This is a genomic window from Staphylococcus sp. GDY8P119P, assembly GCF_017892075.1.
In the GTDB taxonomy this organism is placed as follows: domain Bacteria; phylum Bacillota; class Bacilli; order Staphylococcales; family Staphylococcaceae; genus Staphylococcus; species Staphylococcus ureilyticus.
Window position 1 is genome coordinate 89,839 of record NZ_JAESKJ010000006.1, and the last position, 22,674, is coordinate 112,512.

The following is a 22,674-nucleotide window of genomic DNA, read 5'->3' on the forward strand; positions in this document are numbered from 1 at the left end:
TATGTACATAATCTAAAGGGTTTTGGAGCGCATATGAAATCAAACATTACTTTGATTTCATATGCGCTCTTATGTTGCTGAGGTTTAATTAGGCAGTACTGTGAAGTATTGAATTAACTATTAAATGATACTGTTCAATCAGCTGTTTAATTTCTTCTAACTTGATATCATGCAAATAAATACATCTTTCATCAGATTGATCTCGAGATTTTTTTAAAAGGTTAAGTTCGATAAAATGGTTGATTTGTGAAGAAACAGGTGAATTTTGGACTTGTAATAACTTTTTTAATTCAATGGCATTTATTTTATTCTTATTAAGATAGAGCAATTTATCCAAAATGATTACCTCAGAAATCGTAAGATTCAAATTTTGTTTCACTACTTTATTAATCAATCCTCTTTTTTCTTCATAAATAATTGTATTCATATTGTCACCACACTTTTAATATTTTGCTTTTATGCGTTAAATTGAAATTGTTGATAGAAATAGAATTTTAAATGTTGAATTACTGACTAGTTTCTTATGGTATTTAAAATCAGAAGGTTGGCAACCAATAACATTATTGAACAGATAACAATATTCATTTTGACTACGAAAATCATAGCGTTGTTGAACAATGTTTAAATGATCACCATTAAGCAAATCACATATGGAAGCATGAATTTTAGATGACGTAATATATTGAGATAACTTACAGTTCATCAATGTTGAAAATTCTCTTGATAAAAAGCTATTATTTACAAAAAAATAATTAGCAATTTCTTTGCAGGTAATTTTAGTCGTTAAATGCGTATTAACATATTGTACGACATCTTTAATTAAAGATGTTTTATAACTGCATTGTAATTCAGAACTTTGAAAATTTTGATGCTCAGAATATTTTATACTTTTAATTAAATCTTTAATGGCATTGTTCGGATTGGTTATAGATTGATGTTGAATCGTATCAATTATATCTAATAATTTGAGGCGTATCTCTTTTTTTAACGATATATGTTTAAACGTGTTAAAATTTAGTTGCTGGAAGTATTGATAATAGTAAAAATTATTTAGTGAAAGACAGATTAAACTACCGTTAAAAGAGATTTGTTTAATGGATTCATAGTCGTGGATATGAAATATGTCACCTACTTTAAAATGATGGAAAGTAGTGTTTTTCAAAGCCACAAATTCTCCTTCTGTTACTAAAAAAATATGTAGAAAATGAGGTCTGCTTAATTGGCTTATAGAGCCATACTGCGCATGTTTTATTTTAAAAGTATCATCCATTTTATTGGTTTCACCACTTACATCAAAATAAAAATTAATTATAAACTACTACTGTAATTATTTTAATATGAAAATTGTATATAGAACATTAATAAAATTTAACAGTTAATATACATTATTTTATAATTAGTTGTAGATGGATATATTTAGTGGTGGTATTTTTAAATGAACCATTAAAATTTTACTATTACAAATTTAACTAATGAATTTGGAGAAAAATAACATTATTTAGTAAGGATGGAAAGTTTAATTGTTGAGAGAATGTTTTGAAATTAAAATAAAAATTGAATAAAAAATAATAGGCTACTAAACTTCTATATCATTTAGAAATTAAGTAGCCTATTTTTGATGATTTGCTGTGTTAATTTATAGTTATAATTACTATTTTCTATATTTTATTTTTGCAAAAGCGTCATGTTGGTGAATAGATTCTTCGTTTCTACACTCAATATCAAAGCCCTCAATCCAATCAAAATCGACTAAATCTGCTGCGATAAGGCGAATTAAATCTTCAACAAATCTCGGATTTTCATAAGCGCGTTCTGTGACACTTTTTTCATCTGGTCGTTTTAATATAGGGTAAAGTATAGAACTTGCGTTGGCTTCCATTGCATCTAAAATTTTTTCTTTGTAGTCATCTGTTAAAATAGTTTCGTTATTCAAAATTGCTTTAACGGTAATGATACCGCGTTGGTTATGCGCCGAGTACTCACTGATTTCTTTTGAACAAGGGCACAATGTTGTAACTGCAGCTTGTAGTGTAATTTCTTTTCTTGTAATATTTTCTTTGTTTATCGCCATACCGTATGTCACATCTGCATGGCCTACAGCTTTGATATTCGTGATTGGACTGTAGCGATCAAAGAACCATTTAGCTGAAACATCAACGCCAGCAGCATTTTGTTCCATGCGTTCTTGTAAGCTACGCAAAAGACGATACAAAGAATCGAAATCTAATTCAATGCCGTTGTCATAGTGTTTTTCAACACTTTCTAGAATACGACTCATATTTATACCTTTTTCATCTTGATTAAGGCTTGTTGAGAAACTGAAGTTTCCAGCTGTTTGAAAACGGTCAACTAATACAGGATATACAAGATTTTTAATACCTACTTCTTCAATTTCAAATAAGTAGTTTTTGTTCGTACTTTGCAAATCTTTCATTTCTTCTTTAACGGTTGGTTTTGTACCTTCGATTGGATCAACTGAACCAAAATGTTTCCATCGACCTTCTCGAGTTGATAAATCAAATTCTGTCATGATATTGCCTCCACTTAAGATTCAAAGTTATAAGTCCAATAAGGTTCAACTTCTAAAAAGCTTTGCGCTTCTCCAGAAACATCAGGTGTAGCAAGTTGTTTCAAGAATGGTCCTGTTTGAGATGCGTGTGCTTCAAACGCGCGAAGTTTTACCTCTTTATAATCACTGATCTCATTTAGAATGTCAGGTTCACCCAATTTTTCAGGCGCATCATTACTAAATGCAACAAGTTGTAGACGGGGTCTTTCTGATGGCTTCATGCGTCCCACAGTTCTCACGACTGCTTCTGCTGTAGCTTCATGGTCTGGGTGTACTGCAAATTGAGGGTAGAACGATATGATGACGGATGGATTTAATTCATCAATTAATGACTGTACCATCTCATCCATTTCGTCGTGAGGTTCAAACTCTACAGTTTTATCACGTAAGCCCATTTTGCGTAAATCAGTTATACCGATGGCAGCCATCGCAGCTTCTAATTCTTTTTCACGAATGTCAGGTAAAGATTCACGAGTGGCAAATGGTGGATTACCTAAATTACGTCCCATTTGACCTAATGTTAAACAAGCGTATGTGACTGGTACACCGTTATCTATATAACGTGCCAATGTCCCTGCAGATGAGAATGATTCATCATCTGGATGTGGAAAAATAACTAATACATGGCTTTCCTCTGTCATGATTCATCCTCCTTATGCTTTAAATGGTTGAGTGCTTATTTCTAAAGCAGCAGCTAGTTGACCTTCATAGTTAAAGCCAGCTAATAGAAATTCACCTTGCTCATTTATTTCGTAATGTGTTAAACCTTGAACGTAGACCCAACCGCCATCTTTTAGTTTTAAACCTACACGATATGGGTCTTTATTACCACCTTTAAGCTGTGCATGCTCAAAAGTGATTTGAATATTTCTTAAAAAAGTGCCCGCGTTAAATACACGTTGATCAAAATGTGCAGCATATGCACCATTCGTCGTCTCTACATGTAAATACACGGGTTTATCTTCATATGAAGAAAGTAATGTTTGTACTTTTTCATCTATTATTGATTCCAAACTTTTTGCCTCCTTGATTCCAAACCCCTATACTTTTATGCAATAAATTGTACGATACAAGTGTTAATAAAAATAATCAGTCTAATCTTTAGTGTAAACTGACTTTGAAACATTTTCTACCTGAAAAATGAATTTCAACTTAGATTTATACATAAAATTTTGATTATCTATTTATTTTACTAAAAACAGCGATGAAAATGTATTAGTCTGCTCATTATACTTTTAGTCATTTTAAACAATCATTACAATTTATCAAATATCGATTTTCTGTAAAAACGATTAAAAGCACGTATAATAGAAGTGTATTCACATTTTGTTTATAGCTAATGACAAATTCAATATATTTGGGAGGGCAATAACATGAAAATCACAAATTTAGGGTCTAGTGCATATGCTTCATTTTATGTTGCATGTGAATTGTTTAAACAAATGAGTCAACAACCACATAGTAAATTAGGATTAGCTACAGGTGGGACAATGGTAGAAGTTTACGAATTTCTAGTTAGTTTACTGCAAAAGAATCAATTAGATGTATCTGGAATAGAAACATTTAATCTAGATGAATATGTCGGTTTATCGGCGACGCATGAACAAAGTTATCATCGTTATATGAATGATATTTTATTTAATCGTTATCCACATTTTACGAAATCTTTGATACACATTCCTGATGGAGCTGCAGAAAACTTAATGGAAGAAACGAAGCGATATGAAGATTTAATCAATCAAAAAGGACCAATGGATATACAAATATTAGGTATTGGTGAAAATGGTCATATCGGTTTTAATGAACCAGGGACTGATATGAATAGTACCACTCAAGTTGTGGATTTAACTGATAGTACAATCAATGCAAATAGTCGTTATTTTGATAATGAAAGTGAAGTACCTAAACAAGCTGTGTCCATGGGTTTAGCTTCAATTTTAAAAGCGAAAAGAATCATTTTGTTAGCATTTGGAGAGAAAAAAAGAGAAGCAATTGAACAATTAGCTAAGCATGAAGTCAATAAACAGGTTCCAGCTACGATTCTGCTTGCACATCCTGATGTTGAAATTTACGTTGATGACGCTGCAGCACCTCGCTTATAATCTCTCAGTTTAAATTATGACTTTAAGGGTAAAGCATTTATGCGTAAGTTTTTAAATAAAGTAAGTTAGGTCATGATTTCCATGCCTATCATTAAATCAAGAAGGGATGATCATTTTGGAATTACAACTAGCAATTGATTTATTAAATAAAGAGGAAGCGGCAGAACTTGCAAATAAAGTTAAAGATTATGTTGATATTGTAGAAATTGGTACACCTATTGTGATTAATGAAGGTTTACCGGCTGTTCAACATTTAGATAATAATATCGATGGTGTGAAAGTACTTGCAGATTTAAAAATTATGGATGCGGCAGATTATGAGGTAAGCCAAGCTGTTAAGTATGGTGCAGATGTAGTTACAATCCTAGGTGTTGCAGAAGATGCATCTATTAAAGCTGCGGTAGACGAAGCACATAAAAATAATAAAGAATTACTTGTAGATATGATTGCTGTACAAGATTTACAAAAACGTGCGAAAGAATTAGACGAATTAGGTGCGGATTATATCGCTGTTCATACTGGTTATGATTTACAAGCAGAAGGTGAATCACCATTAGAAAGCTTAAGACAAGTTAAATCCGTAATTAACAATTCTAAAGTTGCTGTAATTGGTGGTATTAAACCAGATACAATTAAAGAAGTGGTAGCTGAGGACCCAGATTTAGTTGTAGTTGGTGGCGGCATTGCTAACGCAGATGACCCAGTTGAAGCAGCAAAACAATGTAGAGATGCGATTGAAGGTAGATAAGATGAGTGAAATTACAAATTATCGTTTGATTTTAGACGAGTTAGATCATACGTTATCTCATGTTAGAGATAGTGAAACACAAGCTTTTTTATCGCAAGTGACTAAAGCAAAACATGTATTTGTAGCAGGTAAAGGACGTTCTGGATTTGTAGCAAATAGTTTTGCTATGCGTTTAAATCAACTTGGAAAATTTGCTTATGTTGTTGGAGAATCAACTACACCTTCAATTACTGAAAATGATTTATTTATTGTCATTTCAGGTTCAGGTTCAACGGAACACTTGAGATTATTAGTTGAAAAAGCAAAATCTGTTGATGCAGAAGTTGTGTTATTATCTACGAATCCAAATTCAGCAATTGGCGTATTGGCCAACACTGTTATAGAACTTCCTGCAGGTACAAAATATGATGCAGAAGGATCTGCACAACCCTTAGGTAGTTTGTTTGAACAAGCAGCGCAAGTCTTTTTAGATAGTTTAGTATTAGATTTAATGAACGAACTTAATGTCGATGAAGAAACGATGCAAAGTAATCATGCTAATTTAGAGTAGTGTATTAGAATATAACGTTTTTCGTTGAGGATGTGAAAGTTAAATCTCATTCTCATAGAAAAGAGCTAACCTCAAATAGTTAGCTCTTTTTTTATGAGAAATTTTACAAAATAATTTTGGCCTGCGATGTTTTCTTGATAATATGATTCACATAATCCAAGTGCAAAACTATTAAAAATTTTCAATCATTTCCAGGGGGAACAACAGTCAACATGGTACAAGATGCTTTGGTTAATCAATATTAATTCCAACGATAGTGTTAATGGAAATATTTTTTAATCATTTACTTAATAAAAGATTTAGAAATATAGCTTTATATGCTTAAAATTGGGATAATTCACCACGAATTGTGCCATTTTTTGTATTTTAAGGAAAACAAGATTCAAAATGACTCAATTTGAATTAAAAATTTGGGATGTTTATGGCATTGGGAACCAAATGTTTTCATTATATTATTTCACACCCTAAATGTTAATATATTTTGTATAAAAGTTAACAAAGGGGTGTTGCATTTGGAAATTTTAGAAAAAATAGAAAATCACGCTAAGAAACAACCGCATCAAGTTGCTTTGCGCTTTGATGAACAAGCATTAACATATGATGAATTAATTAAAGAATTAAATAACAAAAGGGACTTATTTTCTAATATACCTAAACATAGCATTGTAGGATTGGTCACACGACATCCGCAGAAGGCAATGATTATTTATTTAGCATTGTTAAAAAGTGAGTGTGTACCATGTATTTTTGATGATAGATGGTCGAGCGTGCAAACCTTCAATTTAGTCGAAAAATACGGTGTTCAATATCTTATGGAAGAAGAGGATTTAAGTATACATAATGTGACCCAAAAAGATAATTTCAAGGACGATGACGATTTGTTACATATCGCTTTTACATCTGGAACGACAGGCTTACCTAAAGCATATTATAGGGGAGCGTTATCTTGGATTAAGTCTTTTTCCAAAAATGATCAATTATTTGACAGAATGATAAATACAGTTGTTGCTCCGGGTCCGTTGTCGCATTCTTTATCGTTATATGCATGTATTTATGCATTATATACAGGTAGAACATTTATTGGACAGCGATATTTTGAAGCCAAGCGTTTAATGCAGACAATCCAACACCAAAAAGTAAACACAGCGTGTTTTATGGTGCCAACAATGATACAAGCTTGCGTTGCAACTCAAATTTTAATAGAAGGAAAACATTATATTTTAAGTACTGGGGATAAACTTGGCTTACATATTCGTCAACGTATTCAACAATGTTTTCCTAAAAGTGATCTAATTGAGTTCTTTGGGACATCAGAAGCTAGCTTTATTAGTTATAACTTCAATAATAGTGCACCACCAGAATCTGTTGGCAAATTGTTTCACAACGTGCACGTGAATATTGAACAGCCTGACGTATCAGGTATAGGCCTACTAAAGATAAGAAGTGATATGTCATTTGGTGGTTATGTTGATGAAGATGTCAGCGATGATAGTTGGATTGAAACAGGAGATTTTGCATCATGTGACGCGCATGCACATTTATTTTTACATGGTAGAAAGCATGATCGTATGATTATTGGTGGACGTAATGTTTATCCGTTTGAAATTGAACAGCATGCAAAATCCATTAATTTATTCAAAGAAGTAGTTGTTATCAGTGAAAAACATTCTAAATTTGGAGGAATTGCCGTATTACTATATACCGGTGATCATACAGTTCGTTATAACGATTTTAGAAAAATTATGAAACATCATGTAGCGCGTTACCAAATACCATCGAAACTAGTTAAAGTAAAGCGAATGGTCTATACCTCAAGTGGAAAGATTGCGCGCGAACGTATGAAACAATGCTATTTAAAAGGAGAATTATAAATGAATGAAGCGGTAATTATAGCAGCGAAACGTACAGCATTTGGGAAGTATGGTGGGAAATTGAGACATTTAGAACCTGAATTATTATTACAGCCACTATTCAATTATTTGAAAAATAACTTCCCTGCAATTGTTAATAATATAGATGACGTGATTTTAGGTAATGTTATCGGAAATGGAGGTAATATTGCGCGAAAGGCACTTTTAGAAGCTGGATTAAATCAACAAGTGCCAGGTGTGACGGTTGATCGCCAATGTGGTTCGGGATTAGAGGCTGTAAATCAAGCCTGTCGCATGATACAAGCAGGTGCAGGATCAATATACATTGCAGGTGGCGTGGAAAGTACAAGCAGAGCACCCTGGAAGATTAAGCGGCCACAATCTGTATATGACACACATTTACCAGAATTTTATGAAAGAGCATCATTTGCACCTCAAGGCCAAGATCCATCTATGATACAAGCAGCTGAAAATGTTGCAGAAAGATATGGTATATCAAGATTTGAACAAGATGAATTCGCATGGCACAGTCATCAAAAAACGCTTGATGCATATAACCATCGTAAGATTACTCAAGAGATAACACCACTGATGATTAAAGGAGAAACATTTCAACAAGATGAAAGTATTAAACCTAAATTAACGCAACAAACGTTAAATCGATTAAAGCCATTATTACCAAACGGGAGCATTACTGCTGGCAATTGTTGTATGAAAAATGACGGTGCCGTACTACTACTTGTCATGGAAAAAACACTTGCTAAAGCATATGGCATACACAGTGGATTATCATTCATTGACCAAGTAACTATAGGTGTAGACCCAAATATACTTGGTATTGGTCCTGTGCCTGCTATAGAAAAACTATTAGCAAAACAGCAATTGTCTTTAAATGATATCGATGCTATAGAATTAAATGAAGCTTTTGCATCACAAGTGTTAGCAAGCCAACAAGCTTTAAACGTACCAGCTGAAAAATTAAATATTTATGGTGGCGCGATAGCTACTGGACATCCTTATGGCGCAAGTGGTGCTGCACTTGTTACACGGCTATTCTATATGGAACATAAACATAGGACAATTGCAACTATGGGTATTGGAGGAGGTATGGGCAATGCCACATTATTTGAAAGATGGTCATGAACAACGAGAAATGATATTCCAAAAAAAAGATGTAGAAGCTTATAATCAATTGTTTGCACAAACGAATAGCGTTGATGTTTCACCACTTTATTGTGCAAGCCTGTGGCCCGAATTTGAATTGTTCAAACCGTTTATTTCTAGTAAGTTACTATTAAAATCAACAGAAATTGAACAATATCATCCCTTAGCAATTGATGTCATATATCAAGTACAATTAACATTAATCGAACAAAAAAGGATTCGTCAATTTATCAAATATGGCTTTGAAATGAAAATAAATAAAAATCTGACTAAATGTATATATATTAAGCAAACGTTTTTAGAGAAGGTGAAAAATGATACAGATATTACCTAACGATGTAGAACGATATTTGAGACTTGTCAAAGATGAGAATCCTTTGCATCAACATATTGTACCAGGACAAATGATTGTACAAATTGCATTGATATACAATGAATTGAATTGGAAAAATTATAAAATTAATTATGTTGAACCAGTTGATACATATGAATTTCTTCATTTTGATTTTGAAAGCAATAATAAATTAATTGTGAAAAATAATTGTGATAAAGTTAAAGTTACTATTTTGAAAAATAAATAAGTAATCATTGAAAATTGCCCTTAACTAGATAACAAACTTAAAAATAAAATAAATTTTTCCATATTTAAAAACAACTACAATTTTTGTATAAAAATTAAAAAATAGAATTTAAAAAATTTGAAACAGTTTGACATACACTCCGAACTCAGTATAATAAGTAAACATGTTAAGGGAGTGACTTAAATCGTGGATTATGAACAAGATTTTGATAAAAGTAATATTAATAAGGTGAATCCTAGAACTGCGAAAAAAACTGTATTTGCAACCGGTATTGGTAATGCGATGGAATGGTTCGATTTCGGGTTATATTCTTACCTAGCAGTTATATTGGGGCAAAACTTTTTTAGTTCGGTAGAAAATGACCAGTTAAAAACGATATTTACATTTGCCACATTTGCAATTGCATTTTTATTAAGACCAGTAGGTGGCATTATTTTTGGTATTATTGGTGATAAATTTGGTAGGAAAGTCGTTTTAACGACAACCATTATCATGATGGCATTTTCAACTTTGTTAATTGGTTTATTACCTACATATGATCAAATAGGTGTATGGGCGCCAATTTTACTATTATTAGGTAGAGTGCTTCAAGGGTTTTCAACTGGTGGAGAGTATGCAGGTGCGATGGTTTATGTTGCTGAATCCTCACCAGATAAATCTAGAAATGGTCTAGGTTCAGGTTTGGAAATTGGTACATTATCAGGTTATATCGCCGCATCAGTAATCAGTGGCTTACTATTTTTCTTTTTAAATGAGGAACAAATGGCTACATGGGGATGGAGAATACCATTTATTTTGGGTCTATTTTTAGGTATATTTGGTTTTTATTTAAGAAGAAAATTAGAGGAGTCTCCAGTATTTGAAAATGAAATAGCTACACAACCTAAACGAGATAACATCGGATTTTTCACAATTGTTCGATATTACTACAAAGATATTATTGTATGTTTTGTAGCTGTAGCATTCTTTAATTGTACTAATTATATGGTAACTTCATATATGCCATCTTATTTACAACAAATAATTAAATTAGATAGCACAACGGTTTCTGTACTTATCACGGTTGTCATGGCAGTAATGATTCCATTGGCATTAATGTTTGGTAGAGTTGCAGATCGCATCGGAGAGAAAAAAGTCTTTTTAATCGGGCTATGTGGCACAGCTATCTTTAGTACTGTGGCATTTGCGTTATTCCAATCAGGTTCGTTGGTTTTAATAATTGTAGGTATATTTACGTTAGGATTTTTCTTGTCTACTTATGAAGCAACGATGCCAGGTTCATTACCAACGATGTTTTATACGCATATCCGTTATCGAACATTGGCGGTAACATTTAATGTGTCAGTATCATTATTTGGTGGAACAACACCGTTAATTGCATCTTCATTGGTTGCGAAAACAGGAGATCCGCTTTCACCAGCTTATTACTTAGCGGCAATGAGCGTTATAGGGATTATCGTTATTTCATTGTTACATGTCAGCACAGCAGGTAAATCGCTTAAAGGTTCATATCCAAATGTTCAAAGCGATGAAGAATATGATTATTATACGGAAAATCCTGAGAAAGCTTTATGGTGGGCAGACGATAAACGCGTATAAGCCGAATGACATTACAAACGACTATTAAGATAATAGTATGCTAGCTATCGATACTAAAACGGAATAGTAGAAATTTAAAAATAGGTTATTCATTTCCTTTTAGAGTTAGGAAGTGAGTACCTATTTTTTTAGTAAATTTCACTATTATTGCAAGAAAGAATAGATTTCTTGCAATAATCTAGATATTTATATTTTAGTGTATTGCCTCATTTTGGTAGTAGAATAACATAGGATAGCAATGGTTATATCACTTATTTATGTTATGTTTAAGAAAGAAAAGGACATACATAGTTTGGGAGGGAAAATGATGACAGTAGAACAATATTGGGAGAAATTTGTACAATTATTTCCATCTTATAAGGGCAAAACATATGAAGCGTGGTCATTTGGTGTAGATGAGGATACATTAGCAGAATTAGTAAAACAAGGTGAAAAAACGGCTACGACAAGTGGTTACGAAACTTATCAAGTTGATGGTGAACCACTACCTCAAGTGGGAGATGTGAGCGTGATTTTAAATAAAAAAGGGGAACCACAATGTGTGATTGAAACAACACATGTATATCAAACAACTTTTAATGCTGTCTCTGAACATCACGCTTATTTAGAAGGTGAAGGCGATAAGTCACTAGCTTACTGGCGTAAAGCACATATTGATTTCTTTGAACCTTACTATGCATCTCTAGGATTGGCATTTAACGAATCTACTATTGTAGTGTGTGAGGAATTTAAAGTTTTATATAAATAAGTAAAGTGGTACATAAGTTAGGATCGCTTCGAGTGTGCTCTCCAAGCAAACAAAGGGGACAATCTTTGCCTAACTATGTACCACTTAGGGTGAGTGTTTATAAGGGATGTGTTATACCATGTATATATAATGGGACAGTTACATATACATGGCGCATATTTCTAAAGGGGAATTCTTTGTTCTGTTTCTTCTAATTTTAGTCTTGGAACTTACGCTTCTGTTTTTTCATCGATGTATTGAAGTGTAGCTAATAACTTACATTTAAGTTATCAACATCACTTTCAAGTAGAGAGAGTAACGTATATAATTCATTCTTGCTGAAATTTTCATCGCATTTAACAGAAATCGTTTTGAACGTCTTGGTGATAATTTCATAGATAGGGTTACCATTCTCAAAAGATTGTTCGTAGATAATCATGATGTCATACCTCCTTGTCTCTCTACACTTATTATAATAATAGATATGTATGCGAAATACATGAGTCTACAGTATCAACTTTTTATCAGTCGAACGTCGTATAATCATAAAATACTTTATTTTAATTTTTGTTGTATTAATACTATCACTTAAATGTTTATGCTATTAAAAAATAAAAATAATATATTGTGTATTTGGTTTATATTTGCACTTTTTGAAACATTTATGTAATATTGTAATCGAATCGTAATGCGATTCCAAAATTTTAAATGGAGTGATACAGAATGAATAAGATTGCAAAGACTTTTGTAGCTGGAAGCATTGTATTTGGAACTACATTAGGCATAAGCGTTTCTGATGAAGGCGTATCACATAGCGAAGCACAAGCAGCAACAACACCTTATTATCAATATGAAGGAAATGCTGGTAACGACCCTAGCTTTTTATTAAATGAACAATTTAAAAATGGAATCAAATATGGCAAGGTTACTTTTAATGGCGTGAATGTAAGTGCAAGAACAGTAGAGGGTGGCAAGACAACTCAGAAATATGACCAAACTTTCTCAGACTATTCAAAAGATGATAATATAGCAAGCAACGTTAATTTTTCTATAAAAGGGAACTTAACTTATGAGCAAGTCAAAGATGCTTATGGAAAAGATTTAAGTAAGATTAAAACACCAGATAAACAGCCTAAAGGTACAGGTGTATACGCATATCAATCTCAAAATAATGGCCCAACCGTTTTCTTTGAAATGAAAGATGGTCAAGTCAATGAAGTGAATATTGGGTATGGCGGATACGGTGGTTAAATAAAAACATAAATGAGTAAATTAACTTAAAAAGGCGCACGTTCATCATCAGAAATGGACGTGCGCTTAGTTTATATTTGATTAAACTTCTGTAACTACGACATCGATGTGTTCTATACAATTATAGGCACCGTGGTCAACAGGACCGACGAAGTCGTTCATTTTCCAACCGTTTTTAATTGCAGATGCAACAAATGCTTTAGCAGCGATGACGGCTTCTTTTGGAGATTTGCCATTTGCTAAATATGCAGTAGTTGCTGCGGCAAATGTACAACCAGCGCCGTGATTATAACTTTGTTGGAACATATCAGTAGTTAGTTGATAGTAGTTTTCCCCATCATAGTATAAGTCATAAGATTTATCTTGATCTAACGCTTTACCACCTTTAATTATAACGTGTTGTGCACCTTGTTGATGAATGATATCAGCAGCTTTTTTCATATCGTCTATTGATTTTAAAGTGCCGAGGTTTGCAAGTTGACCAGCTTCGAATAAATTCGGTGTTACGACTGTAGCTTTTGGTAACAAATATTCAATCATTGCATCAGTATTGCCAGGATTTAAAACTTCATTTTCTCCTTTGCATACCATAACTGGATCTACTACAAAGTAGTTCGCACCAGATTCAACATATGCTTCGCCGGCACGTTTGATAATTTCTTGTGTCCCTAGCATGCCCGTCTTCACTGCATCTGGACCGATTGATATAGCTGTTTCTAATTGTTTTTCAAAAACATCGAATGGAATTGGCGTAACATCATGAGACCAAGATTCTTTATCCATTGTTACAATTGATGTTAATGTAACAATACCGTATGTTCCTAACTCTTGGAATGTTTTTAAATCTGCTTGCATGCCTGCGCCAGCACTTGTATCTGAACCAGCAATGGTTAAAGTTTTTTTCAATGCCATTAATTTTCACTCCTAAATATGCTTTTATATATATCATACCACGTTTGTCGACTATTCTAAATCATGACGTTTACAATGTAATAAGGTTACAATGATGAATAAATTAGTATATCCTTTTGATTCTATTACTGATACATATTAAAATGAAATAAAATATATTCATTTTAATTGTGTTTATGATAAAGTGAGTACTACTAATCACACGAGCGAGCAAGTAGTGCTTTATGTTACTATATTAATCGAGGTGAGCGATATGGAATGGTCGGATGTTTTTCATAAAATTACTACAGAACATGATTTTACTGAAATGCATAATTTTTTAGAAAATGAATATACGACAAAGATAGTATATCCAGATAGGGAAAATATTTATCAGGCTTTTGATTTAACGCCTTTTGAAAAAGTGAAAGTTGTTATCTTAGGTCAAGATCCTTATCACGGACCAAATCAAGCACACGGTTTAGCATTTTCTGTGCAACCAAATGCTAAATTTCCGCCTTCATTAAGAAACATGTATAAAGAACTTGAAGACGATATCGGTTGTGTAAGAAAGTCACCACATTTACAAGATTGGGCAAGAGAAGGCGTTTTATTATTAAATACTGTTTTGACAGTCCGACAAGGAGAAGCGCATTCTCACAGAGATATAGGGTGGGAAACTTTTACGGATGAAGTCATTAAAACAGTTTCAGAAAATTTGAGTAATGTTGTGTTTATATTGTGGGGTAAGCCTGCACAACAAAAAATAAAACTGATTGACACAGCGAAACATCATATTATTAAATCACCACATCCAAGCCCATTATCTGCATATCGCGGATTTTTCGGTTCAAAACCGTATTCATTAACAAATGCATATTTACAAAAAAATGGTATTGAACCTATAAACTGGTGTGAAAGTGGGTTGTAAAATAAATGGAAAAAGAGAAAATTATTCAACTTATTGAGCAAGAATTAGTTCAAGCAGATGAAGCTAAAAATGATGCAGAATTTGAAAAGCATATCTATGCCATTCATACACTAACGTCACTCGTAAATAGTTCAAATAACACACATCATTTTAAAGATAATACGTATTCAGTATCTGATTCATTCAAATCATCTCGAAATGTAGAACAAACTGCTGCAAGTAAGAAGCAAGGCATCTCAGCAGAAGAAATTCAAGCAATGGGCGGAAAAGTACCTGCCTCATCGACAAAATTTGCAAATGCTAATACTTCACTAAATGCTAATAAATTGGTAACAGATGATGAAATTGGTAATGGAGATTCAATATTTGATTTTTAATTCAAGAAAGAGAGGTTAATTTTTATGAAATTATTTATTATTCTCGGTGCTTTAAATGCTTTAATGGCTGTTGGTACTGGTGCATTTGGCGCGCATGGTTTGGAAGGTAAGTTATCGGATAAATATTTATCCGTATGGGAAAAAGCAACTACTTATCAAATGTATCACGGCCTTGGTTTACTATTAATTGGGATTATAAGTGGTACAACGTCAATTAATGTGAATTGGGCAGGATGGCTATTATTCTTAGGTATTGTATTTTTCAGTGGTTCGCTATATATTTTAGCATTAACTCAAATTCGTATACTTGGAGCAATTACACCAATTGGAGGTATTTTATTTATTATAGGTTGGTTAATGTTAGTGATTGGTACGATTAAATTATAAATTTATAATTGTTATAGAATTCATCTTAGGGGTATAATACATCCCATGAGGTGAATTTTATTTATGGGAAAAAATGATAGGAAAGTAGATAGAGGAGATTTAAAACAAAACTTATCTGAGAAATTTGTTTGGGCAATTGCCTATGGTTCATGTATCGGCTGGGGTGCATTTATTTTACCTGGTGATTGGATTGGTCAATCTGGACCTATTCCAGCAGCTATAGGTATTGTCATTGGCGCATTATTAATGATTTTAATTGCGGTAAGCTACGGCGCACTTGTTGAACGCTTCCCAGTTTCTGGTGGGGCTTTTGCGTTTAGCTTTTTAGGTTTTGGTAGATACGTAAGTTTTTTCTCATCTTGGTTTTTAACTTTTGGTTATATTTGTGTGGTAGCCTTAAACGCAACTGCATTCAGTTTATTAATTAAATTTTTATTACCTGATGTTTTAGAAACAGGTAAATTATATACCATCGCAGGATGGGATGTTTATATTACCGAAATATTAATTGCATCATTGTTATTGATTGTATTTATGTTTATTGCGATTAAGGGCACGAGTGTTTCAGGCTCACTACAATTTTATTTCTGTGTGGCAATGGTCATTACAATCTTACTGCTATTTTTCGGCTCGTTCTTTGGTAATAATTTTTCATTGGAAAATTTACAACCATTAGCGAACAAAGAAAAAGGCTGGCTTACATCAATTGTAATGATAGTTGCAGTAGCACCGTGGGCTTATGTAGGTTTTGATAATATCCCACAAACTGCCGAAGAATTTGATTTTTCTCCAAATAAAACGTTTAAACTGATTGTGTATAGTTTGTTAGCAGCAGCATTCACATATGTGTTAATGATTTTATATACAGGCTGGCTAAGTAGCTCAGAAACGAGTTTGAACGGGCAATTATGGTTAACAGGTGCCGTCACGAGTGGTGCATTCGGCTATATAGGTTTAGCAATTTTAGCGATTGCTATTATCATGGGTATTTTTACTGGTTTAAATGGATTTTTAATGAGTTCAAGTCGTCTATTATTCTCAATGGGACGTTCAGGTATTATGCCTTCAGTATTTAGTAAACTGCATAGTAAATATAAAACACCATATGTGGCAATCATATTCCTTGTAGCTATCACATTGATTGCACCTTGGTTAGGTCGTACAGCATTGACATGGATCGTTGATATGTCATCTACAGGTGTTTCAATCGCTTACTTTATTACATGTTTATCAGCAGCGCGTTTATTTAGCTATGACAAAACAAGTAACACTTATGGTCCGGTATATAAGACATTTGCGATTATAGGTACAGTAGTATCATTTGTTTTCTTATTACTATTATTAATTCCTGTTTCACCAGCTGGACTATCAATGCCATCTTATATTGCATTATTTGGTTGGTTAATTATAGGATTAATCTTTTTCGTAATTCGTTATCCTAAATTAAAACAAATGGATAATGATAAACTAAGTAAATTGATATTAAATCGTTCTGAAGATGAAGTAGTGAATCTGATTAATGAGAATAAAGTGACGAACCAAACACATAAATAGAAGTTAATCATTGATTATTTATGAAATAAACATATAAATCATTGGAAACGGATTTTCTGAAAAATTTTGAATATGAAACGACTCCTATCAATAGCAGTGGACTTTAAGTTCATATTGATAGGAGTTTTTAAAATCAAATAATGATATTTAATACAAAAAATCTGAGGACTTTAAAGATCCTCAGATTTTTTATGTTCAATGCTCATATGTGTTTTTTGCTAAATTTTGTGCCAGAAACGATGAGTTTAGATATTTGATCAGCAAATAATAAGCCTAAAGCGATTGCGCCGGCAATTAGCGTTACTTCTAGCATCGTGTTAATAGCTTTACTAAAGTCTAACAAAATAAGATTTTTAGTAGCGTCAAAGGCTAATCCTCCAGGCACCAATGGTATAATACCTGGTACCATAAATAGAATCACTGGTTCTTTTTTATAGCGAGCCATTACATGACTAAGTAAACCCAATGCTAGACTTCCAAAGAAGCTTGAATAAATTGTATGAAGTTCAAGACCATCATAAAACAATGTATAAACCATCCAACCACATGCACCAACAATTCCAACAGCATTATATAAATATTTTGGAACATCAAATATAATACCGAAGAAGAGTGAAGCGGTATAACTAAATATTAAATTTAAAATCCAAAACATAAGCATTGCTCCTAAGAAATAATAAGTATTGTACCGACACCTGCACCAATACCAAAGGCAGTTACTAGGGCTTCTAATGATTTAGTAGTAAACATTAACATGTGCCCGCTAAATAAATCTTGAATTGCATTTGTAATTAAAACACCAGGTACGATTGGCATCACAGCTGATATAATAATTGTTGAAATAGAGCCACCTTGTATGATGGCATTTCCAAACACTGCCACTGCTCCAATAACGAGAGCCCCCATAAATTCTGGAATGAATTTAGTGTGTAAATTTCTATTCAAAAGTTCTACAACTAGATACCCTAAAGCACCTGCAACGAGTGCAGTGAATACATCCACTAAATAACCACCTTGTAAATATAGAAAACTGATTGAGATAATCGCAGCGGCAATAAATTTAAAAAATAAATCATGATTAATGCTTTGTTCATGATATATTTTTTGTAATTCTTGATATGCGTCTTCAACTGATAGCGTCCCTTCGGAAAGTTGTCTAGAAACGCGATTGGTTCTTGATATACGATGTAGATTGGTGTCTCTAGTTCGTATTCTATAAATTCTTGGATAAGATTCATTATGTAACATAAAATTAATGACTGTATTTGTAACAAAACTATTACTTTCTGTATAACCTAACGTGAAAGCAATACGCGTCATTGTATCTTCTACACGCGAACCTTCTGCCCCAGACTCAAGTAAGATTCTGCCAGCGAGGATTATGACATCTTTTGCTATTTTTTCTTCATAATTTTCTGAGTATTGAACATTTCTTGTCATTTAATCACCAATTATATTTTATTTAACTAAACTATTCGTAACTGTATTTTCATGGGATATATAAGTAAGTTAATATTTTTTATTGTAACACTTTATTCAAATGATATGTTGGGTAAAAAGACACATATTGTGTTTTAAAAAAATGAGTTTTATACAACTTTAGCAATGCAAATATGTTTCAAATATTTCAAATAGGTTAAAATAGTATTAGTTGACTGTTACAAAATATTGAGTAGCGACAATATTTAACAGTTGACCCTTAAAATTAAGTAGTGATTAAAGTTCTCCCAAACACACTACATTCAGACAGGCACACTTGTTTTATTTCAAGTGTGCCTTTTTTTAGTCGCTCTACTTTCTACGAAGTAGAAAGTTAGAGCGACTTATGCATGCGAGGAGCATGCGAACCGCCAAATCAAACGAAGTAGAAAGTTAGAGCGACTAATACATGTAACTTATGATAATAGCTATCTTTTGAGATTTAGTAGTCAAATTCAAACATAGGTATTGAATGATTTATTGTGATTGTACCTAAAAGTGCAAAATATAAATGGCAGTGCGTCTAAAATATATACGTTTGAGACGTAATTGTAGTTATATATGAATGCAAAAAATGATATATAAAAAGCCCCTCCATTATTAAATGAAGGGGTTGATCATAGTTTATAAAAAATAAAATTATACTCTAAAACAAGAAAGATTGTAATTTGTATTAAAAACAACATTAGTTAAAATATAGTGATAAATTATATTTCAAAAAGTGTTGGTAAACTATCTTTGGTGATAATGTTACCCACATAGAAACTGCCGAAATCACCGTAACGTGCCGTCGTTTCGTCAAATCTCATTTCAGAAACAATTTTTTTAAATTGAAGTGGGTCATCTGCAAATAGCGTGACACCCCATTCGAAATCATCAAAGCCCATAGAGCCTGTGATAAATTGTTTGATTTTACCAGCATATTGACGACCGATTTTACCGTGATTGTACATTAGTTCTTGTCTTTCTTCTAATGGCAACATATACCAGTTATAAGTTTCATTACGACGTTTGTCCATAGGATAGAAACAAATATATTCGGATTGAGGTAATTCTGGATATAATCTCGGTTTGATATGTGGATTTTCGTATGGATCTTCGTCAGATTTTCCTGCTAAATAATTGCCGAGTTCAATAATCGAAACATATGAGTATGTCGGAATTAAAAAGTCAGTGATTTTCAATTTGTTAAATTCATTTTCAAAAGCATTTAAATCTTTTAATTCAGGACGTAATGCCCATAAAAGAATATCTGCTTTTTGACCAGTAATATTATAAAATGCGTGATCGCCGACATGGTTCGTACGTGCTTCTTTGTGTTTATCTAAAAATGATTGCAACTCTTCAACTAACGTTTGACGTTCATTTTCTGGGACTAGACGTAAACTAGCCCAATCTATAGCATATAATAAATGTAAACTATACCAACCATCTAAAGTTTCTGGCGCTTGTGGCATATTGAATCGCTCCTTTATAAATAATTCTATATCTACACTGAAAATTCTATCATAAAGGTAACTGTAAAACATAAGTAAATGATTACAAATTGGTGACATGGAATTCTATAAAAAAATGACGTATAATAGTAATGGAAAAAATAATAGTATTAAAAATTTGAGGAGGCCCATATGTCTTTATTAGATGTATTACAAGAGAAATTGTCAGGAAAAAATGTGAAAATTGTTTTACCTGAAGGAGAAGATGAACGCGTATTAACTGCGGCAACACAATTACAAAGTACAGATTATGTAACACCAGTTTTATTAGGTAATGAAGCAAATGTTAATGCGTTAGCTAAAGACAAAGGTTTAGATATTTCAAACTTAGAAATTATCGATCCTGAAACGAGTGATTTGAAACAAGAGTTAGTGACAGCTTTTGTTGAACGTCGTAAAGGGAAAGCAACTGAAGCCCAAGCTCAAGAAATGTTAAAAGACGTAAATTACTTTGGTACGATGCTAGTATATACTGGTAAAGCTGAAGGTTTAGTAAGTGGTGCTGCGCACTCTACAGGTGATACCGTTCGTCCAGCCCTACAAATTATAAAAACAAAACCAGGTGTAACTAAAACATCAGGTATATTCTTTATGATCAAAGGTGAAGAACAATATATCTTTGGTGATTGTGCGATTAATCCTACATTAGAAGCACAAGATTTAGCGGAAATTGCAGTAGAAAGTGCAAAATCTGCTCAAAGTTTTGGCATGTCTCCACGTGTAGCAATGTTAAGTTTTTCAACAAAAGGTTCTGCAAAATCGGATGATGTTGAAAAAGTTTCCAATGCGGTAGCGTTAGCACAAGAAAAGGTTGAAACTGATCAACTTAAAGATGTGGTTATTGATGGAGAATTCCAATTTGATGCAGCAATTGTACCTGAAGTTGCTAAGAAAAAGGCACCGGATGCACAAATTCAAGGCGATGCAAATGTATTTATTTTCCCAAGTTTAGAAGCGGGTAATATTGGATATAAAATCGCACAACGCCTTGGTGGTTATGATGCGGTAGGCCCGGTATTACAAGGTCTTAATTCACCAGTAAATGATTTATCTCGTGGTTGTTCAATAGAAGACGTGTATAATTTATCAATCATCACTGCTGCACAAACATTACAATAATGGATTTAGCAAGTAAGTACTTTAATAGTGCCACTTGGCGTTATGTAGATCATTCTTCTGGTTTAGCACCGATGCAGTCATTTGCATTTGACGATACTTTGTCAGAAAGTGTAGGCAAAAATTTATCAAGCAGTGTGGTACGTACTTGGATACATCAACATACAATTATTTTAGGTATCCATGATTCAAGATTACCGCACTTGCAAGATGGTATTCGCTATTTAACTGAAGAACGAGGGTATAATGCGATTGTGAGAAACTCGGGTGGTCTAGGTGTTGTATTAGACCAAGGTGTACTCAATATTTCACTTATTTTTAAAGGCAAGCATGATATTACAATTGATGAAGCATTTTCAGTCATGTACTTATTAGTGTCGAAAATGTTTGAAGACGATGATGTTGAAATTGAGACCTATGAGATTGAACAATCATATTGTCCAGGGAAATTTGATTTAAGTATAAATGGAAAGAAATTTGCCGGTATTTCGCAAAGACGTGTTCGAGGTGGCATAGCTGTACAAGTATATCTATGCGTTGAAGGCGATGGCAGTGAACGCGCTGCATTGATGAAAGCATTTTATGAACGCGCATTACAAGGCGAGCGTACTAAATTTGAATACCCAGATATTGACCCTCAATGCATGGCATCTTTATCGCAATTATTAGGCAGAACATTAACAGTTCAAGATGTGATGTTCCAGTTACTATATGCGTTAAAAGATTTAGGCGCCAATTTGACGATGGAAGACATTACGGATGATGAGTGGCAACGATATGAAGGTTATTTTGACAAGATGATTGAACGAAATGCTAAAGTTAATCAAAAAATGGACGAATGAGACAAAGACTAGAAACGATACAATATAATGTATTCGTTTTTAGTCTTTTTATTTATAATTGCATAATGGAAAGATGACTATAATTTGTTGAATTATAGTAATTAAATAAGTAATATAGTGAAAGTATACGTTAAAAATCAAAAATAAATTAATAAAATAAAGTGAAGTTTTTGAATAATAGGTCATCGCGTTTTATAATAAATAAGTATTGTTTATAATTAGTAGCAGGTATTAACTTTTTGCTCATTTCGTTCAATTTTGATACAAATTAAAAAACTATGTCACGAGACGTATGCCAATATATGAAATTTGTGAGATAATATACTTTGATTTGTGTGAAAATCGATTGAGTTGTGTAAAAATGCACGTAATGGTTGCTTGATTAAAAATGAAAAGCATGAATACTATAGCGAAATGCTATTAAACACAAAATTTCCCG

26 protein-coding genes are annotated in these 22,674 nt (G+C 32.8%); 16 read left to right on the forward strand and 10 right to left on the reverse strand.

Features of this window, described 5'->3' with window-relative positions; genetic code table 11:
• Nucleotides 1-88: 88 nt before the first annotated feature.
• From KA830_RS04450 to KA830_RS04470, 5 genes are all read right to left on the reverse strand, one after another.
• Nucleotides 89-427, reverse strand: coding sequence for a transcriptional regulator, SarA/Rot family (locus KA830_RS04450; RefSeq protein ID WP_046207254.1), 339 nt, complete (start codon nucleotides 425-427; stop codon nucleotides 89-91).
• A gap of 36 nt (nucleotides 428-463) precedes the next feature.
• Nucleotides 464-1,270 carry a helix-turn-helix transcriptional regulator gene (locus KA830_RS04455; protein ID WP_204180511.1) on the reverse strand — a complete coding sequence of 269 codons (807 nt, stop codon included), beginning with the start codon at nucleotides 1,268-1,270 and terminating at the stop codon, nucleotides 464-466.
• 381 nt (nucleotides 1,271-1,651) lie between these two features.
• Nucleotides 1,652-2,530: a GTP cyclohydrolase FolE2 gene (gene folE2 / locus KA830_RS04460; protein ID WP_046207256.1), complete on the reverse strand. Its 879-nt coding sequence runs from the start codon at nucleotides 2,528-2,530 to the stop codon at nucleotides 1,652-1,654.
• 14 nt (nucleotides 2,531-2,544) lie between these two features.
• A complete protein-coding gene (bshB2, locus tag KA830_RS04465; RefSeq protein WP_019468220.1) occupies nucleotides 2,545-3,210 on the reverse strand; it encodes a bacillithiol biosynthesis deacetylase BshB2 in 666 nt (221 codons plus the stop codon).
• Nucleotides 3,211-3,222: 12 nt separating this feature from the next.
• Nucleotides 3,223-3,582: a YojF family protein gene (locus tag KA830_RS04470; protein WP_145381450.1), complete on the reverse strand. Its 360-nt coding sequence runs from the start codon at nucleotides 3,580-3,582 to the stop codon at nucleotides 3,223-3,225.
• Nucleotides 3,583-3,942: 360 nt separating this feature from the next.
• Between KA830_RS04470 and KA830_RS04475 the strand changes: the two genes are divergently transcribed.
• The 9 genes from KA830_RS04475 to KA830_RS04515 all read left to right on the forward strand — a co-directional run bounded on the left by KA830_RS04475 (nucleotide 3,943) and on the right by KA830_RS04515 (nucleotide 11,932).
• Nucleotides 3,943-4,671, forward strand: coding sequence for a glucosamine-6-phosphate deaminase (locus KA830_RS04475; protein ID WP_046207259.1), 729 nt, complete (start codon nucleotides 3,943-3,945; stop codon nucleotides 4,669-4,671).
• Nucleotides 4,672-4,786: 115 nt separating this feature from the next.
• Nucleotides 4,787-5,419, forward strand: coding sequence for a 3-hexulose-6-phosphate synthase (gene hxlA / locus KA830_RS04480; RefSeq protein ID WP_070039425.1), 633 nt, complete (start codon nucleotides 4,787-4,789; stop codon nucleotides 5,417-5,419).
• 1 nt (nucleotide 5,420) lies between these two features.
• Nucleotides 5,421-5,969 carry a 6-phospho-3-hexuloisomerase gene (hxlB, locus tag KA830_RS04485; RefSeq protein ID WP_204180509.1) on the forward strand — a complete coding sequence of 183 codons (549 nt, stop codon included), beginning with the start codon at nucleotides 5,421-5,423 and terminating at the stop codon, nucleotides 5,967-5,969.
• A gap of 503 nt (nucleotides 5,970-6,472) precedes the next feature.
• Entirely contained in the window at nucleotides 6,473-7,840 is a 1,368-nt protein-coding gene (locus KA830_RS04490; protein ID WP_343283712.1) for an AMP-binding protein, read from the forward strand.
• A complete protein-coding gene (locus tag KA830_RS04495) occupies nucleotides 7,841-8,983 on the forward strand; it encodes a thiolase family protein (RefSeq protein ID WP_046207263.1) in 1,143 nt (380 codons plus the stop codon). It begins immediately after the preceding gene.
• Complete coding sequence (locus tag KA830_RS04500) at nucleotides 8,955-9,338, forward strand: hypothetical protein (RefSeq protein ID WP_070657560.1); 384 nt, start codon at nucleotides 8,955-8,957, stop codon at nucleotides 9,336-9,338. The genes KA830_RS04495 and KA830_RS04500 overlap by 29 nt, the downstream gene beginning before the upstream one ends.
• The gene (locus KA830_RS04505; RefSeq protein WP_070657562.1) at nucleotides 9,319-9,585 is read left to right on the forward strand and encodes a hypothetical protein; all 267 of its coding nucleotides are present in this window, start codon (nucleotides 9,319-9,321) and stop codon (nucleotides 9,583-9,585) included. The genes KA830_RS04500 and KA830_RS04505 overlap by 20 nt, the downstream gene beginning before the upstream one ends.
• A 186-nt stretch (nucleotides 9,586-9,771) precedes the next feature.
• On the forward strand, nucleotides 9,772-11,184 hold the full coding sequence (locus KA830_RS04510) for an MFS transporter (RefSeq protein ID WP_046207266.1): 1,413 nt from the start codon (nucleotides 9,772-9,774) through the stop codon (nucleotides 11,182-11,184).
• Between the two features lie 307 nt (nucleotides 11,185-11,491).
• Nucleotides 11,492-11,932: an ASCH domain-containing protein gene (locus KA830_RS04515; protein WP_204180506.1), complete on the forward strand. Its 441-nt coding sequence runs from the start codon at nucleotides 11,492-11,494 to the stop codon at nucleotides 11,930-11,932.
• A 247-nt stretch (nucleotides 11,933-12,179) separates the two neighbouring features.
• On the opposite strand, the gene vraX is transcribed toward KA830_RS04515, so the two are convergent.
• A complete protein-coding gene (gene vraX, locus KA830_RS04520; RefSeq protein WP_019468209.1) occupies nucleotides 12,180-12,350 on the reverse strand; it encodes a C1q-binding complement inhibitor VraX in 171 nt (56 codons plus the stop codon).
• A gap of 284 nt (nucleotides 12,351-12,634) precedes the next feature.
• On the opposite strand from vraX, the gene isaB reads away from it, so the two are divergent.
• Complete coding sequence (gene isaB, locus KA830_RS04525) at nucleotides 12,635-13,162, forward strand: immunodominant staphylococcal antigen IsaB family protein (protein WP_019468208.1); 528 nt, start codon at nucleotides 12,635-12,637, stop codon at nucleotides 13,160-13,162.
• A gap of 81 nt (nucleotides 13,163-13,243) precedes the next feature.
• Here isaB and thiD read toward each other — a convergent pair whose 3' ends face one another.
• Nucleotides 13,244-14,074: a bifunctional hydroxymethylpyrimidine kinase/phosphomethylpyrimidine kinase gene (thiD, locus tag KA830_RS04530; RefSeq protein ID WP_204180505.1), complete on the reverse strand. Its 831-nt coding sequence runs from the start codon at nucleotides 14,072-14,074 to the stop codon at nucleotides 13,244-13,246.
• Nucleotides 14,075-14,318: 244 nt separating this feature from the next.
• Here thiD and KA830_RS04535 point away from each other — a divergent pair, with 244 nt between their 5' ends.
• From KA830_RS04535 to KA830_RS04550, 4 genes are all read left to right on the forward strand, one after another.
• Nucleotides 14,319-14,984 carry a uracil-DNA glycosylase gene (locus KA830_RS04535; RefSeq protein ID WP_256277550.1) on the forward strand — a complete coding sequence of 222 codons (666 nt, stop codon included), beginning with the start codon at nucleotides 14,319-14,321 and terminating at the stop codon, nucleotides 14,982-14,984.
• 5 nt (nucleotides 14,985-14,989) lie between these two features.
• Nucleotides 14,990-15,361 (forward strand): DUF5327 family protein, encoded by a 372-nt coding sequence (locus tag KA830_RS04540; protein WP_046207270.1) that lies wholly within the window; start codon nucleotides 14,990-14,992, stop codon nucleotides 15,359-15,361.
• 24 nt (nucleotides 15,362-15,385) lie between these two features.
• The gene (locus tag KA830_RS04545; protein WP_046207271.1) at nucleotides 15,386-15,748 is read left to right on the forward strand and encodes a DUF423 domain-containing protein; all 363 of its coding nucleotides are present in this window, start codon (nucleotides 15,386-15,388) and stop codon (nucleotides 15,746-15,748) included.
• Between the two features lie 63 nt (nucleotides 15,749-15,811).
• On the forward strand, nucleotides 15,812-17,302 hold the full coding sequence (locus KA830_RS04550; RefSeq protein WP_046207272.1) for an APC family permease: 1,491 nt from the start codon (nucleotides 15,812-15,814) through the stop codon (nucleotides 17,300-17,302).
• Between the two features lie 202 nt (nucleotides 17,303-17,504).
• Here KA830_RS04550 and KA830_RS04555 read toward each other — a convergent pair whose 3' ends face one another.
• From KA830_RS04555 to hemQ, 3 genes are all read right to left on the reverse strand, one after another.
• A complete protein-coding gene (locus tag KA830_RS04555) occupies nucleotides 17,505-17,957 on the reverse strand; it encodes a threonine/serine exporter family protein (RefSeq protein WP_046207273.1) in 453 nt (150 codons plus the stop codon).
• An 11-nt stretch (nucleotides 17,958-17,968) separates the two neighbouring features.
• Complete coding sequence (locus KA830_RS04560) at nucleotides 17,969-18,742, reverse strand: threonine/serine exporter family protein (protein ID WP_046207274.1); 774 nt, start codon at nucleotides 18,740-18,742, stop codon at nucleotides 17,969-17,971.
• A gap of 746 nt (nucleotides 18,743-19,488) precedes the next feature.
• On the reverse strand, nucleotides 19,489-20,238 hold the full coding sequence (hemQ, locus tag KA830_RS04565) for a hydrogen peroxide-dependent heme synthase (RefSeq protein ID WP_046207275.1): 750 nt from the start codon (nucleotides 20,236-20,238) through the stop codon (nucleotides 19,489-19,491).
• Between the two features lie 171 nt (nucleotides 20,239-20,409).
• Between hemQ and pta the strand changes: the two genes are divergently transcribed.
• Nucleotides 20,410-21,396 carry a phosphate acetyltransferase gene (gene pta, locus KA830_RS04570; protein WP_046207276.1) on the forward strand — a complete coding sequence of 329 codons (987 nt, stop codon included), beginning with the start codon at nucleotides 20,410-20,412 and terminating at the stop codon, nucleotides 21,394-21,396.
• On the forward strand, nucleotides 21,396-22,235 hold the full coding sequence (locus KA830_RS04575; RefSeq protein ID WP_070038936.1) for a lipoate--protein ligase family protein: 840 nt from the start codon (nucleotides 21,396-21,398) through the stop codon (nucleotides 22,233-22,235). The genes pta and KA830_RS04575 overlap by 1 nt, the downstream gene beginning before the upstream one ends.
• Nucleotides 22,236-22,674: the final 439 nt, after the last annotated feature.